We start from the raw sequence: 14,243 nt of genomic DNA, 5'->3' as shown, positions 1-14,243 counted from the left end.
GGCGGCGCCCATGCCCGTGTCGGGGCGGGCGCCGCCCTGCCTATCGCGAAAGTGCCTCCAGGTTGTTCACGCGGCGCAGCGCCGGGAAGAGGCGCATCCAGAGCAGCACGATCACGATGCTGCCGAGGCCGCCCAGCACGACGGCGGGCACTGTGCCGAGCAGCGCGGCGGTGACGCCGGATTCGAATTCGCCGAGCTGATTGGAGGCACCGATGAACAGCATGTTCATGGCGTTGACGCGGCCGCGCATGTGATCGGGCGTGGCGAACTGCACCAGCGCGGAGCGGATCACCACGCTCACCACATCCGCGGCCCCGAGCACGACGAGCGCCGCGACCGAGAGCGGCAGCCAGGTGGACAGGCCGAAGACCACCGTGGCGGCGCCGAAGATGCCGACCGCCAGGAACATCTTCAGCCCGGCGCGGTGCCGCAGCGGGAAACGCGCCAGCAGCAGCGACATGGTGAGCGCGCCGATGGCGGGGGAGGATCGCAGCAGGCCGAGGCCCCAGGGCCCGGTGTGCAGGATCTCCTTGGCATAGACGGGCAGCAGCGCCACGGCGCCGCCGAGCAGCACGGCGAAGAGGTCGAGCGTGATGACGCCCAGCAGGATCGGGCGGGTGCGGATGAAGCCGATGCCGGCGAAGGCGCTGGTGAGCGTCAGGGGCTCCCGCCGCGGCGGGGCGTGGTCCAGGCGGATCAGTGTGGTGGCCAGGGCGGCGAGCAGGAAGAGGGCGGTGATCACCGAATAGGCGAGGCCGGCGCCCAGGGCATAGAGGATGCCGCCCAGGGCCGGGCCGAGGATCATCGCCGTCTGCCCGGCGGAGCTGGTGAGCGAGATCGCCTGCTGGAGCTGCGAGGTGGGGACGAGGCCCGGCAGCAGGGAGGAGGTGGAGGGGTTCTCGAAGGCCCGCGCGCCGCCCACCGCCGCCACGGCGAGGAAGATCAGCCAGGGCGGGGTATGGCCGGCCAGCGCGGTGGCGGCCAGGGCGACGGCGGCCAGGGCCTCGACGATCTGGCAGGCGCGCATGATGTGGCGGCGGTCGTACTGGTCGGCGATGTGCCCGGCCGGGAGGGTCAGGATCATCTGCGGCACGAACTGGGCGAGGCCGACCATGCCGAGGGCGAAGGTGCTGTCCGTCAGCGAATAGACCTGCCAGCCGACCGAGACGGCGATGATCTGGAAGGCCAGGGAGGAGGAGACCCGCACCACCCAGAACAGCAGGAAGGAGCGGTTGCGCAGCAGCGGGGAATGCACGGGCCCGGCCTGCGCCGCCTCGGCCGGTGTCGCCGTGTTCAGGGGGCCGTCGGCGGCGGCGGGCTGGGATGATGTGTCGGTCATGCGGGGGCGGTCGGGTCCTCGGGCCAGGCGTGTCTGGGATAGCGGCCGCGCATGTCCTTGCGGACATCGGCCCAGGCGCCGCGCCAGAAGCCGGCGAGGTCGGCGGTCAGCGCCACGGGGCGCCCGGCGGGGGACAGCAGGGCCACCTGCAAGGGCACGCGCCCGCCCATCAGCGGCGGCAGGCTGGCGAGGCCGAAAAGATGCTGGGCGCGGGCTTCCAGGGTCGGCGGGTCGCGGTCGTAGTCGATGGCGGCGGAGCGGTTGTTCGGCAGGTCCAGCCGGTCGGGAAGCTCCGCGTCCAGGCGCCTGCGCTGCGGCCAGTCGAGCAGGCCGGACAGGATCTCATGGGCGTTCAGGTCGCGCAGCTCGGTGAGCTTCGTCAGCCCGTGCAGATGCGGGGCGAGCCATTCCTTCGCGCGGGCGGCGAGCGCCTCGTCGGAGACGTCGGGCCAGGACTCGGGCTCCACGCGGTGCGCCCAGGCGAGGCGGGCGCGCAGGCGGCGGGAGGCATCGGTCCAGGGCAGGTCACGGAAGCCGCGCCCGGCCACGGCCTCCGCCAGGGCCTCCGCCACGGCGGCGGGGTCGGCGACGGGGAGGGTGGTCTCCTCCAGCACCAGGGGGCCGAAGCGCAGGCGGCGGCGTGGCAGGACGGCGCCGGCGCGGGCGTCGAAGCTGGCGCCTTCCTCCCGGACGAAGCGTTCGGGGAAGCGTTCCTCCAGCACGGCGCGGCTGAGGGGCGCCGCCATGCGGATGCGCGCCTCGGTGCCCTGGAGGGCGAGGTCGGCCACGGCGAGCAGCGGCTGCTTGCCCAGCGGGTCGGTGGCGCCGAGGCGGGCGCCCTGGCCGGAGGCGAGGCGGAAGGCGCCATCCATCGTGCCGCGCTTCGCCGCGATGCGGTCGGGGAAGCCGGCGGCGAGCAGGGCGCCGGGATCGCCTTCCGCCACCATGCCGTTGGGGACGCGCAGGCGGCGGCGGTGCAGCCCGGCGGCGCGGCGGATGCGCGACAGGGTGGCGCGGTCGGCGCCGGGATGGTCGCCGCCCCGCAGCAGGTCGAGGCGCAGCTCGATATCGGAAGGCGCGTCCCGGTCGCGGGAGGGGGCGCGGATCGGGTCGCGTTCCTCCAGCAGCGCGGCGAGGTCGGCGGCCAGTGCCCGTTCCCCGGGAGAGGCCGCGGCCTCCATCATCCGGGCCAGGCGCGGATGGGTGCCGAGCCGGGCCATGCGCCGGCCGGTCGGGGTGATGCGGTTCTCCGCGTCCAGGGCGTCGAGGTCGCGCAGCAGGGCGCGGGCGGCGGCCAGCGTGCCCTCGGGCGGCGGGTCGGGGAAGGCGAGGTCGCGCGGCTCGGCGCCCCAGGCGGCGCAGTCCAGGGCGAGGCCGGACAGCTCGGCCTCCAGGATCTCGGGGCGGTCGGCCAGGGGCAGGCCGCGGTGCAGCGCCTCGCTCCAGAGGCGGATGGCGACGCCCGGCCCGGTGCGGCCGGCCCGGCCGGCACGCTGTTCCGCCGTGGCGCGGCCGATGCGGACGGTGGCGAGCTTGGACAGGCCAGAGGCGGGGTCCAGCCGTGGCACGCGGCGGAAGCCGCCATCCACCACGATGCGGACGCCGGGGACGGTCAGCGAGGTCTCGGCGATGGAGGTGGAGAGCACCACCTTGCGCCGCGCGGAGGGGGAGAGGGCGCGGTCCTGCTCGGCGGGTGGAAGCTCGCCATGCAGGGCGATGACATCGGCTTCGACTCCTCCCAGGCGCTCGGCGGTGCGGGCGATCTCGCCCCAGCCGGGCAGGAAGGCCAGGACGTCGCCCGGATGCTCGCGCAGCGCCTCGCGGATCGCGCCGGCCATGGCTTCCGGCAGGTCGCGCGGCGAGGCGAGGTCGCGCGGGCGGTGGCGGATCTCCACCGGGAACATCCGCCCGGCGCTCTCGATCACCGGGGCGGGGCGGCCCTCCTCGCCGAGCAGCGTGGCGAAGCCGGCGGCATCCAGCGTGGCCGACATGGCGACGAGGCGCAGTTCGGGGCGCAGGGCGCGCTGCAGGTCCAGGCAGAGGGCGAGGCCGAGATCGGTGTCGAGGTGGCGCTCATGCGCCTCGTCGAACAGCACGGCGGCGACTCCCTCCAGCCCGGGATCGGATTGCAGGCGGCGGACGAGCAGGCCCTCGGTCACCACCTCGATGCGGGTGGCGTCGGAGACGGCGCGGTCGAGGCGGGTGGTGAGGCCCACGGTCCGGCCCAGCGCCTCGCCCCGCAGGTCGGACATGCGGCGCGCGGCGGCCCGGGCGGCCAGGCGGCGGGGTTCCAGGACCAGGATGCGGCCATCGCCCAGCCAGGGCTCGTCCAGCAGGGCGAGAGGGACCAGGGTGGTCTTGCCGGCACCGGGCGGGGCCACCAGGACCGCGTTCGAGGCATCGCGCAGGGCCGCTGCCAGACGGGGCAGGGCTTCCGTGACGGGAAGTTCGGGGAGCATGCTGGCGTCAGATAGGCGCAAGCGTCGCGCTTTGTCACATGCCGAGGATTGCAAGGCGTTCATGTTGTCGCGTTTAGTGAGGCAAATGAGACAGGTGGTTGGCGTTCCGGGAATTCTGGCCAATGGTCCGGTGAGGGCGGCCCTGTTCGCGGGGCTGCTCCTGGCTGTGCCCGGGGGCACCTGGAATGGCGCGCAGGCCACCGAGTCCGACCCCGTCTCCTCGCCGCGCGCGACCGTGGTGCTGGCCAGCGAGATGGCGGCAGTGGCGCCGGGGCAGAGCTTCCGGCTGATGCTGCGGCAGAGGCTGGCGTCGGGCTGGCACACCTACTGGACCAATCCGGGCGATGCGGGGCAGCCGCCGGAACTGGCGCTGGACCTTCCCGCGGGCGCTTCGGCGGGGCCGCTGCAGTTCCCGGCGCCGGAGCGCATCCCCGTCGGGCCGCTGGTGAATTTCGGCTATGAGGGGCAAGCCGATTTTCCGCTGAGCGTGACGGTGCCGGGCGATCTGGCGCCGGGGCAGGTCTTCACCGTGCAGGGCAGCGGCAACTGGCTGGTCTGCGAGAAGGTCTGCATCCCGGAGGAAGGAAGCTTCCGCCTGGACCTGCCGGTGGAGGCGAAGCCCCGGCCGGATGCCGCGTTGACGGCGGCCTTCGCAGAGGCCGAGGCGGCGCTGCCCAGGCCCTCGCCCTGGGTGGCGCGGGCGGGTTTCGACGGGCCGCACGGGGCCATCGCGCTGGACGGGGCCGAACTGGGGCCCGGGGCGGTGAAGCGGGCCTTCTTCTTTCCGGCGGAATGGGGCGCGGTGGACAATGCGGCGCCGCAGCCGCTCAGCCTGCGCGACAGGGGGCTGGTGCTGGGCCTGTCGCGCGGCCAGGGCGACGTGCCGAAGGAACGGCTGGACGGCGTCATCGCCATCACCGACGCGGCGGGGACGCGCGCCGCCTATACGGTGTCGGCGGCGATCGGTCCGGTGCCGGTGGTGGGGGCCGGTGGCGGGGTGACGGCGGGCACAGCGATGCCGCAACCCGCGGCCCCGGGCATCGGCCTGTTGCAGGCGGCCTTCTGGGCGGCGCTGGGCGGGCTGCTGCTGAACCTGATGCCCTGCGTCTTTCCCATCCTGGCGATGAAGGCGATCGGGCTGGCCCGCCTGTCCGGCGAGGCGCGGCGCCGGGTGCGGGCCCATGCCGCGAGCTATTGCGCTGGGGTGGTGCTGTCCTTCCTGGTGCTCGGCGGCGGGCTGCTGGCGCTGCGGGCGGCGGGGGTGTGGCAGGCTGGGGCTTCCAGTTCACGCAGCCCGCCTTCGTCGTGGTGATGGCCTGGCTGATGCTGCTGGTCGGGCTGAACCTGTCCGGCGTCTTCGCCTTCGCCGGGCCGGTCTCGGCCGGAGGCGGGCTGGCGGCACGGGGCGGGCATTCGGGGAGCTTCCTCACCGGCGTCCTCGCCGTGCTGGTGGCCACGCCCTGCACCGCGCCCTTCATGGCGGCGGCGCTGGGGGCAGCGCTGCTGCTGCCGGCCCCGGCCGCTCTGGCGGTCTTCGCCGCGCTGGGGATCGGCATGGCGCTGCCCTATGCGCTGCTGGCACTGTTCCCCGGTCTGGCGGGGCGCCTGCCGCGCCCGGGGCCCTGGATGGAGCGGCTGCGGCAGTTCCTGGCCTTCCCGATGTATGGCGCGGCGGCCTGGCTGGCCTGGGTGCTGGCGCAGCAGAGCGGGCCGGACGGGGTGCTGCTGGTGCTGGGCGGCGCGGTGCTGGTGGGGCTGGCCGCCTGGGCCTGGGGGCAGGCGCAGCGCTCGCCGGAAGGGCTGCTGCAACGGGCCAGCCGCGGGCTGGCGGCGCTGGCGATCCTGGCGGGGCTGGCCGGGCTGACGCGGCTGGACACGGCACCGCCGCCACGGACGGCCGAGGCTGGCGGCGAGGCCTGGTCCGAGGCGCGGCTGGCCACGCTGCGGGCGGAAGGGCGGCCGGTCTTCGTCAACCTCACGGCGGCCTGGTGCATCACCTGCAAGGTGAACGAGCGTGTGGCGCTTGATCAGCCTTCCGTGCAGGATGCCTTCACCCGCCGTGGCGTCACGGTGCTGGAGGGCGATTGGACACGGGGCGACCCGGCCATCACCGCCCTGCTGCGGGCCCATGGGCGGGACGGAGTGCCGCTGTATCTGCTGTATCCGGCGGGAGGGGGGAACCTGCCGTGCTGCCGCAGATCCTGACCGAAGGGATCGTGCTGAAGGCCCTGGACGACACGCTGCATGGCGCGGCCGGACAGGGAAGAGGGGGGAAGGGGTACCACGTGAGCAAGCCGCCGACGCGCCGGAAGGTCCTGGCCGGCACCACCGCCGTTGTTTCAACCTGCCTGCCGCGATGGGCGCTGGCCGCGCCGGTGATCGGGGCCCCGGCGCCCGGTTTCAGCCTGCCGGACCAGGATGGCGCGATGCGCGGGCTGGCGGAGCAGCGCGGCAGGCTCGTGGTGCTGGAATGGACCAACCACGAATGCCCCTATGTCAGGAAGCATTACGGCAGCGGCAACATGCAGGCGCTGCAACGGGAGGCCACGCAGCAGGGGGTGGTGTGGTTCTCGGTCGCCTCCTCTCCGGAAGGGGAGCAGGGGCATGTCACCGGGCGGCAGGCGAAGATCCTGACCGTCAACCGCGATGCGGCGCCGACGGCGGTGCTGCTGGACCATCGCAGCCAGGTGGCGCGTGCCTATGGCGCCACCACGACGCCGCAGATGTTCCTGATCGGCGCAGACGGGGTGCTGCTCTATATGGGCGGCATCGATTCCATTCGCTCCACCCGGCAGGAGGATATCGGGCGCGCGCAGCCCTTCTTCCGCGACGCGCTGCGGGCGGTGCTGGCGGGCCGGCCAGTGGAACGTGCTTCCACGCCGCCCTATGGCTGCGCGGTGAAGTACGCGCCGATCTGAGGGCGGCCGCTTAACCTTCCGGAAGGAGGACCGGGCGCATCCTGCCGCGATGCGCCCGATCCCGCCGATGGCTCCGCTGCTCGCGATTCTGGCCCTGTTGCCGGGCCTTTCCGTGCTCGCGCAGGCCGTGCCGGGCGATGCCTTTCCCGCCCATGCGCCGCCGATGCCGGTCTGCAACGCACCGCGCGACGGCGTGGCGGCCTGCCTGGGGGGCCGGCAATGCCTGTGCCGCTTCGAGCGTGGCGGCAGCATCGCTGGGCGGCCGGACGGGTATCGCTGGGATTGCGGCGTGCTGCGCCCCTCCTGCACCGAAGTGCCGGCGGAGACGGCGCCGCCCGCCGCCGCGATGCAGGTCTTTCCGCAGATCACCCTGCCGGAAACGGAGGGCTGGCCGCAGCGGCGATGAAGCGGCGCGCTGCTTCACAGGGTTGGGGGCGCATGGTTCCCTGCGCGCGCCGGAGAAGGGACTCCGGTGGAGGAAACAATCATGCCGGATCATCGCCGGAAACCGCCCGGGCGCGGGCTGCGCGCCTTTCTGCTGTTCGCGATGCTGTTGCTGCTGGCGCCGCCGGCCTGGGCGGGGAGCATCGTGACGCGGGAATTCCGGTCCGAGCAACTCGGCCGTTCCTGGCGCTACAACGTCTATCTGCCGGATGGCTATGACGGCGGCACGCTGCGCTATCCCGTGCTCTATCTGCTGCACGGCAATGGCGGCTCGCTGAACGAATGGCCGGTGAAGGGGAACCTGCAGGCGACGGCCGACCGGCTGATCCGCGCCGGCGAGATCCCGCCCGCCGTCATCATCCTGCCCGATGCCGGGACCACCTGGTATGTGGACCGCAAGGAGAAGATGGAGAGCGCCTTCTTCCAGGACCTGATCCCGGATGCGGAGAAGAGCTTCCGCGTGCTCGGAACGCGCGAAGGGCGGCTGATCGGCGGGCTGTCGATGGGCGGCTATGGCACGCTGCGCTTCGTCATGCTGCATCCGGAGATGTTCGCGGCGGCGGCCCTGCTTTCGCCCGCGATCTACGATCCGGAGCCGCCGGAGAACTCCTCGGCCCGGCGCGTCGGTGTCTTCGGGGCCGAGCAGTACGATCCGGCGGTGTGGCAGTCGCTGAACTGGCCAACGCTCTGGGACGGTTTCCTGGCGAAGAAGATCGCCGTGCCGATGTACATCAATTCCGGCGATGACGACGACTTCTTCATCGAGGGCGAGGCGACGCGGCTTTATGACCGGCTGCGCCGTGCGGGGCAGCCGGCGCAGCTCCGCATCGTCGATGGCGCGCATGTCTGGCCGGTCTGGGAAAGCACGATCGGCGATGCGATGCGCTACGTCTTCTCCTACGCCTCCCGGCCGGTGATCCCGGCGCCCTGAGGCGGGGCCAGGGAGCGGGCAAGGACGGTCCCGGGGATATCAGGGGATTTCGCCGGGAAAGACGTGCCGCCCATCCGGGCCGAGCGGGACATGCCCCGCGGAACGCACCGCCGAAAGGGGCAGCGGGCCGTAGAGATGCGGGAAGAGGCCGGGCCGGGAACTCCCCGCCGCCGCTTCCCAGCGCAGCGCATCGCCCAGCGCCGGGACGGAGACCGCGACCATCCAGAGATCGGCCTCCCCGGCCCGGTGCTTCGCGGCGCTCTGCCGCAACTGCGCCGCGGTGGAGAAATGCAGGAAGCCGTCGCGCCGGTCGTCGGCGGAACCGTGATAGGCGCCCGCCGCCTCGGCGGCGCGCCAGTCCTCGCCACGGACGAGGGTGTAGATGGTCTGTTCCATGGCGGAGGCTTGTAGCACCGCCGGTTCAGACCGCGAGGGCCAGGGCGGGACGGCCCGCCCGCTGCCGCGCGGTGGCGGGCTCGGGGCGGTAGAAGAGCAGCCCGCCGATCTCCGCGACCGGCGTGCGGCCGATCGACCAGGAGGGCTGGCTGTCATCCGCATGCATATGCGTGGCGCCACCGGTCGGGTCGGGCAGGGCGCCCGACAGGGCGCGCAGCGCGACGCGGCGGCAGAGTTCCATCTGCGCCGAATGCGCAGCCTCCCCGCCCGGAGCGGCGGTGCGCAACCGAGCATGGTTCGGATGGCGGGTGTTCCAGCACGGGAACTGGAAGGGGGCGCGGCAGATCCCGCTGATGCCCTGGCCCCAATGGCCCTGGCCGGAACGGTGGCGGTTCATCACCAGCGCGGCCAGCGCCTCGATGGCGCGGAGCGGGCGGTCGCCCGCCTCGGCATAGAGGGTCAGGGCGAGGATCGCGGCATCATGCGCGCGGCTGTCGGCGGAAGCGCTGTCGGGGGAGGTCATCGCGGATTTTCCGGGAGGGTTACGGGACGGGTCCGGGAACGAAACGGGTGAATTCCACCCGCATCAGGTTTCGATTTCCTCAAGACCGGGCAGGGAAGGCCGCGGGGCGGGGCCGGGCAGGGCGGCATCGAGCTGCTGGCGCAGGGCATGGGCCTGGGCGTGCCAGGCGCGGGCGAGTTCCCGGGCCCGGTCGCGATCCGCCTGCAATGCCTCCAGGCGCAGGCGCATCTTCTCCAGTTCCTGTTCCTGGCGCGCGATCCAGGCGCTCTGCCGTGCATCGAGCGAGGCCATGACCTGGGCGCGTTCCTGCGCCTGGCGCTCCTCGCTGGACAGGCGCGTGGTCATCCAGGCGCCGCGCGCGTTCAGCCAGAGGCCGATGGCGGAGATGGCGCCGGAGGCCAGCACGACCCACCAGGGGCTCGACTGGTCGGACATGCTCAGGGCAGCTCCGGCCGCAGGCGAACCAGGGAGACGAGGTTGATCGCCGCCATCACGGCATAGAGGGCCAGGGAGGGAGCGCCCGGATCGGCGAGGAGCAGGGCCAGGAACAGGGTGGTCCACCACCAGCTTCCGAGGAAGCTGGCCGCCCGGCGGGCGCGGCGGTGGTCGGCCAGGAGCGAGGCCACCTGGATCAGCCCCAGCACCGCGCCGCTGGCCTGCCAGAACCGCTCGTCGGCCAGAGGGGGCGCCAGGGAGGCACCCAGGGAGGCGCCCACGGAGACGCCCACGGAGACGCCCAGGCGGAGGCTGGAACGGGCGCCGGGCTCCACCGCCGCGAGGAAGGTCCAGAGCGTCCAGACCAGGCAGCCGGCGCCGGCCCAGAACTCGGCCCACCAGGGTTCGCGCCGCAGCAGGCGCCCGAGATGGCGGAACAGGGGTTCAGCCGCCATGGCGATGCTGCCGGCGCTGGAGGGGAAGGCAGCGGTATGGCTGCGCGGCGGGCATGCCGCAGTCTTCCATGGTCGGGGCCATGGGGGGTCCTTTCAGGATGACGGGGGGAAGAAGGGTGCGCGCTGGCGGGTGCCGGCGGGGCCGGGCGCCGTGCCCCGGGACGCGGGGGTGGCGTTGATGTGCCGAGGTTATGGAGAAATTATTCCTATCGTCAAGCGGGCTTCCCGTGCCATCCGCGCCCACGGGACACGGCGGGCTGGCCCGGCATCCGCACCGGCTCCGCCAGCAGGCAGCCGGCCACGGCATCCAGCGCATCGTCGCGCTGGTCCGCCAGATCCGGCCGCCAGCCCGCCATCTCCGCCGGGAAGCCGGTGCGGAAGACACTGTCATGCGCATGCAGCCGCCGGGCGGCCAGGGCCGGGTCCAGCGCGCCCAGGATGCGCTCCCGCTTGGGGCGGGAGTTCGATTGCTCCACCACTGTGCAGGCGGCGCCGGCGCGGGCCATTTCCCGCCGCAGCAGGGCGGGCAGGAAGCGGCCGATGCCGTTGGTCTCCACCCGCACCACGGGCAGCAGCAGGTCCCGCGCCAGGGCGGCGACGCGGGCGCATTGCTGCGTGGCAGGGTCCGGCTGCGCGTCGGGCTCGTGCGTCAGATAGGCGAGGCGGTGCAGGTAGTGGTTGCCCTCCGCATCGGCATAGAGCGCCGCGAGCACGCTGGCATCGCCGCTGCCGGGGCGGCCATAGGCGGGGTCCCAGTACCCGCCGCCGGAAACGAGGCGGCGGCCGAGCAGCGACAGCACGGGGCGCCCGCCGCTCTCGGCATAGACGGTCTCCTCGCCATAGCGGACGAGCTGGGCGGGATCGAGCCGCACCGCGGCGTCCTCGGTGGCCTCCAGCATCATCTGGCGCGCGAAGTGCAGCGGCCCGACGCGGTCGCGCAGCGCCGCCACGGATTCGCGCCCGAAGCGTTCCGGCCAGGCGGAACGCCCCGCGGCATCGAGCAGTGGCAGGCGCAGCCGGCGGTAGCCGCGCAGGAAGGCACGCTCATCCTCCGGCGGGAGGTAGAGCGTTTCCGCGCAATGCGGCGTGCCGACATAGAGGATCGTGCCGCCGGGGGTCAGCACGAACTCCGTCTCGGCCAGCCGCTCGCGCAGCTCGGCGCGGCGGGCGGGCGTGTCGCAGTTGCCGGCGACCTCGACATCGTCGCAGACGATCACGTCGGCGCGGGAGCCGGTGATGTTGCCCAGGATGCCCGCCGCCAGCATCGAGGGGTCGCGCAGCGCACCCTCGCGCTTCACGGTGAAGCGGTCGGCGGCCCATTCCCCCGGACCGTCCGGCAGCAGATGCGCGCAGAGCGGATGCCGCGTCAGGACGCGGCGGACATTCGCCACCATGCGCGTGGCCAGCGCCGCATCCGCCGCCAGGACCAGGATGCGCGCCTGCGGGTCGCGCAGGAGGATCCAGGCGCACCAGAGCCCGACCAGCGTGGACTTGCCGCAGCCGCGGAAGGCCATCAGCAGCAGGCGCCGGTCGGCCGCCGCGCGCCGCGCGTCGAACCAGCGCGCGATGCGGCGGTGGACGCCCGGCGTGGCCTGGCCGAGCCGGGCGTTCCAGACCCAGACGAATTCCAGGAAGTCCGGTCCGGGTGGTTCAGGCGTCCTCGTCGCCCGTGTCGTGGCCGTCGTCATCCTCTCCTTCCGCCGCGATCTCGGCGCGGGCCTGGGTGAGCAGGGCCTGGACGTCATCCCCCGCCGGCGCCGCGGTGAGGCTGGCGCGGGCCAGCTTCAGCAGTTGCTCCAGATGGGCGAGGGCGGATTTCGCCGCGGCATGATGCGCGGCGAAGCCCTTCGGGTCCTCATGCGCGCCCGGCATCGGCTCGCGCGCCACGAAGGCGCCGTAATCCGCGACCACGCGGCGGATCGCCGCGCGAAGCTCCTCCGGCGGGAGGATTCCGTCGCCGCTCATACGCGCGGCTTGACGGCGCGGACATAGAGCGTGCCGTTGGCCACATCCGCGGCGATGCTGCCGCCGGTGACGTTCCGCGCCGTCACCACCACCTGATTGGTGCTGGCCGAGCCGCCGATCTCGGCCTGGTAGAGGATGCCGCCATTGGTATAGCCGGTGGAGCGGCGATAGCTCGCCTGGACGAAATCGCCCTGGCGCGCTCCGTTCAGCGTCACCTCGCGCTGCGCGATCTTGCCGGCCTCCACCGTGCCCGGGTTCCAGCCCGTATCCGTCACCGTGTATTCCCGCGTGCCCCATTTGCGGCTGCCGCCATAGATCAGCGTCGGCGCGTAGAGCGGCGAGCAGTAGAGGCGCAGCGCCTTCAGCACCGCCGTCTCGTCGCCACCGCGCACGCCGATGGCGGCGTATTTCGCCGCCGCATTCAGCGTCACGCGCTGCAACCGGTTCAGCAGAAGGCCGGACACGGGGCTGTCGAGATTGACGTTGCCCTCCCAGAAGCGGGAGGTGCTGCCCGTGCTGCCGGACCAGACAGCGTTCATGTTGGAGAACAGCACGGGGGCCGTGTCCAGCAGCACGTTCTCGCTGCCGTCGAACTGCATCACCACCGGGCGCAGCGCCGTGCCCTCGGCGGCGATGAAGAACTCCTTGCAGTCGCTGCAATCCACCACGAAGGCCAGGGCGCGGCTGGTCGGCAGGCCGACGCTGTCGGCGTTCAGCGTGAAGCTGCCGAGCCCGGCGAAGGCGAAGCCGGTGAGCGTGGTGGGCGGGCCGGAGGGATTGCCCGACAGCACCGCCATCTGCTCGAAGCCGATGCCGCCCTCCGTGTCCACCGTCTGGCGGAACGCCCGCTGCCGCACATTCTCCGCCGCCGCGACCAGGCGCGGCGTGTTGTGCGCCGCGGCGGCCTGGTGCAGCGGGATCACCGTGCCGCCCGCCCGGGTCGCCGTGCCCGTATAGTCCACCGCGGCGCCGGTGAAGCCGTAGGTGCCCGTGTAGCAGACCTCGTAGACGCAGTCGTTCGCCCCGCCCGCATGGCGCGCGACGAAGGGGCTGCACGCCTCCATCCGCACGCCGCGCGCCAGGATGCCACGCTCGTCGCCCGCCTGGAGCAGGAAGGGGATGGCGCTCACCGTGCCGGGCGTGCCCTGGCGCTGCAGCTCGAAGGCCGGGCCGATGAAGAGATGCGCGTTGTGGCGGTTATAAGCGCCCGCTTCGCAGGAGAAGCGGATGCCGTAGCGGTCCAGGGTGGTGCGGGTGCCGGTGGCATTGGCGAAATGCCCGCCCAGGTAGCGGATGCTGTTGTTCCATCCGGCCGCGCTGCCGGTGTGGATGTCGAGGCCGATCCGGTTGTTCACGAAGCGGCCGAGATGCAGCGTGCTGTCCTCGAAGCCGGTGGCGTCGCCCAGGGTGCGCGCGCCGATGGTGAAGCCTTCGACCTGCTGGATCTCCACCAGCGAGGCATCGAGGTTGCGCAGCAGCAGGCCGATATCGCCCTCGTTGCCCCAGTCCGAGAGGCTGGCACGCAGCACGCGCAGTCCGCGATAGACCTTGCTGCGGTTGCGCGCCCCGGCGCCGTCGCCGAGGGTGAGCGCCGCCTGTCCGGCGGGACCGTCATAGAGGATGGCGCCCCGCATGGTCAGGCCCGGCGAGCCGCCCGGCAGGACGAGCGGGATGGTGGTGCGGAAGCTGCCCTCGCCGATCACCAGTTGCTTGCCACCCATGGCCGCCGCGTTCATCGCCGCCTGCAAGGCCGCGCCGTCATCGGTCACGCCGTCGCCGGTCGCGCCGAAATCCCGGGCGGAGAGCCGTTCCGCGAGCTTGTCCTCCACCGAGCGCGGGATGCCGCCGGGGAAGGGGGCGGAGAGCGTCGCATCCTCCCGCGAGAAGATCGCGAGGTCGCCCACCGCGTCGAAACCCAGCACGCGGTTGGCGCGGGCGGTCTTCAGCGGCAGTTGCAGCCGCGCCGCGGCCTCGCCGGGGTCGAGGCGGATGGCGTTGGCGACATCCTGCGAGACCTCCTGCAAGGCCGCCGTCTGGCGGTCCAGCTCGTCATCCAGCGTATAGGCGCGCAGCAGCCCGTTCGGCTGGAAATCCGTCACCCGCGCGATGGACAGGCGCCGGCGCAGCAGCACCTGCGCGCCCTCGCCGGGCGGCGTGGCGAAGGTGACGGTGCCGCCGGAACTGCCATCCGCCCCGTCCACCGCATAGCCGGACGGAACCAGCAGCCCGGCGATCCGCACCTCCAGGTCGGAGATGTCGAAGATCGGGAAGGGATAGACGAAGACGGTCTGGCCGGCGGCGGCCACATAGTGCACGCGCGGCGCGACGTCGCCGATGCGGATATGCTCGGCCATGATGCTCTCCTGGAAGGGGGGCTC

Annotated in this window: 14 protein-coding genes; 5 read left to right on the top strand and 9 right to left on the bottom strand. The window is 72.9% G+C overall.

Annotated elements, in window-relative coordinates:
• Positions 1-40: 40 nt before the first annotated feature.
• Together MVG78_RS16065 and hrpB are read right to left on the bottom strand one after the other, a co-directional pair.
• Positions 41-1,339, bottom strand: a complete 1,299-nt coding sequence (locus MVG78_RS16065; RefSeq protein ID WP_247553174.1) for an MFS transporter — start codon at positions 1,337-1,339, stop codon at positions 41-43.
• Entirely contained in the window at positions 1,336-3,798 is a 2,463-nt protein-coding gene (gene hrpB / locus MVG78_RS16060; RefSeq protein WP_247553172.1) for an ATP-dependent helicase HrpB, read from the bottom strand. The genes MVG78_RS16065 and hrpB overlap by 4 nt, the downstream gene beginning before the upstream one ends.
• Before the next feature lie 130 nt (positions 3,799-3,928).
• Between hrpB and MVG78_RS16055 the strand changes: the two genes are divergently transcribed.
• The 5 genes from MVG78_RS16055 to MVG78_RS16035 all read left to right on the top strand — a co-directional run bounded on the left by MVG78_RS16055 (position 3,929) and on the right by MVG78_RS16035 (position 8,091).
• On the top strand, positions 3,929-5,110 hold the full coding sequence (locus MVG78_RS16055) for a protein-disulfide reductase DsbD domain-containing protein (RefSeq protein ID WP_247553169.1): 1,182 nt from the start codon (positions 3,929-3,931) through the stop codon (positions 5,108-5,110).
• Complete coding sequence (locus MVG78_RS16050; RefSeq protein WP_247553168.1) at positions 5,062-6,003, top strand: protein-disulfide reductase DsbD family protein; 942 nt, start codon at positions 5,062-5,064, stop codon at positions 6,001-6,003. The genes MVG78_RS16055 and MVG78_RS16050 overlap by 49 nt, the downstream gene beginning before the upstream one ends.
• Positions 5,985-6,716: a redoxin domain-containing protein gene (locus MVG78_RS16045; RefSeq protein WP_247553166.1), complete on the top strand. Its 732-nt coding sequence runs from the start codon at positions 5,985-5,987 to the stop codon at positions 6,714-6,716. Before MVG78_RS16050 ends, MVG78_RS16045 begins: the two co-directional genes overlap by 19 nt.
• 67 nt (positions 6,717-6,783) lie before the next feature.
• Positions 6,784-7,122 carry a hypothetical protein gene (locus MVG78_RS16040; protein WP_247553164.1) on the top strand — a complete coding sequence of 113 codons (339 nt, stop codon included), beginning with the start codon at positions 6,784-6,786 and terminating at the stop codon, positions 7,120-7,122.
• An 81-nt stretch (positions 7,123-7,203) separates the two neighbouring features.
• On the top strand, positions 7,204-8,091 hold the full coding sequence (locus MVG78_RS16035; RefSeq protein WP_247553162.1) for an alpha/beta hydrolase: 888 nt from the start codon (positions 7,204-7,206) through the stop codon (positions 8,089-8,091).
• 39 nt (positions 8,092-8,130) lie between these two features.
• On the opposite strand, the gene MVG78_RS16030 is transcribed toward MVG78_RS16035, so the two are convergent.
• The 7 genes from MVG78_RS16030 to MVG78_RS16000 form a co-directional block, all read right to left on the bottom strand.
• A complete protein-coding gene (locus MVG78_RS16030) occupies positions 8,131-8,487 on the bottom strand; it encodes a DUF952 domain-containing protein (protein WP_247553150.1) in 357 nt (118 codons plus the stop codon).
• A gap of 25 nt (positions 8,488-8,512) precedes the next feature.
• Complete coding sequence (locus MVG78_RS16025; protein ID WP_247553148.1) at positions 8,513-9,010, bottom strand: cell wall hydrolase; 498 nt, start codon at positions 9,008-9,010, stop codon at positions 8,513-8,515.
• Between the two features lie 63 nt (positions 9,011-9,073).
• Positions 9,074-9,445: a hypothetical protein gene (locus tag MVG78_RS16020; RefSeq protein ID WP_247560566.1), complete on the bottom strand. Its 372-nt coding sequence runs from the start codon at positions 9,443-9,445 to the stop codon at positions 9,074-9,076.
• A gap of 2 nt (positions 9,446-9,447) precedes the next feature.
• The gene (locus MVG78_RS16015) at positions 9,448-9,900 is read right to left on the bottom strand and encodes a hypothetical protein (protein WP_247553137.1); all 453 of its coding nucleotides are present in this window, start codon (positions 9,898-9,900) and stop codon (positions 9,448-9,450) included.
• Positions 9,901-10,112: 212 nt separating this feature from the next.
• Positions 10,113-11,588, bottom strand: coding sequence for a phage terminase large subunit (terL, locus tag MVG78_RS16010; protein WP_247553135.1), 1,476 nt, complete (start codon positions 11,586-11,588; stop codon positions 10,113-10,115).
• Positions 11,551-11,865, bottom strand: coding sequence for a hypothetical protein (locus tag MVG78_RS16005; protein WP_247553124.1), 315 nt, complete (start codon positions 11,863-11,865; stop codon positions 11,551-11,553). Before MVG78_RS16005 ends, terL begins: the two co-directional genes overlap by 38 nt.
• Entirely contained in the window at positions 11,862-14,219 is a 2,358-nt protein-coding gene (locus MVG78_RS16000; RefSeq protein WP_247553122.1) for a glycosyl hydrolase family 28-related protein, read from the bottom strand. Before MVG78_RS16000 ends, MVG78_RS16005 begins: the two co-directional genes overlap by 4 nt.
• Positions 14,220-14,243: the final 24 nt, after the last annotated feature.

It is taken from the genome of Roseomonas gilardii subsp. gilardii, assembly GCF_023078375.1.
Lineage (GTDB): Bacteria > Pseudomonadota > Alphaproteobacteria > Acetobacterales > Acetobacteraceae > Roseomonas > Roseomonas gilardii.
Note: the sequence above shows the minus strand (reverse complement) of the source record. Positions and strands in the feature narration are given on the sequence as shown.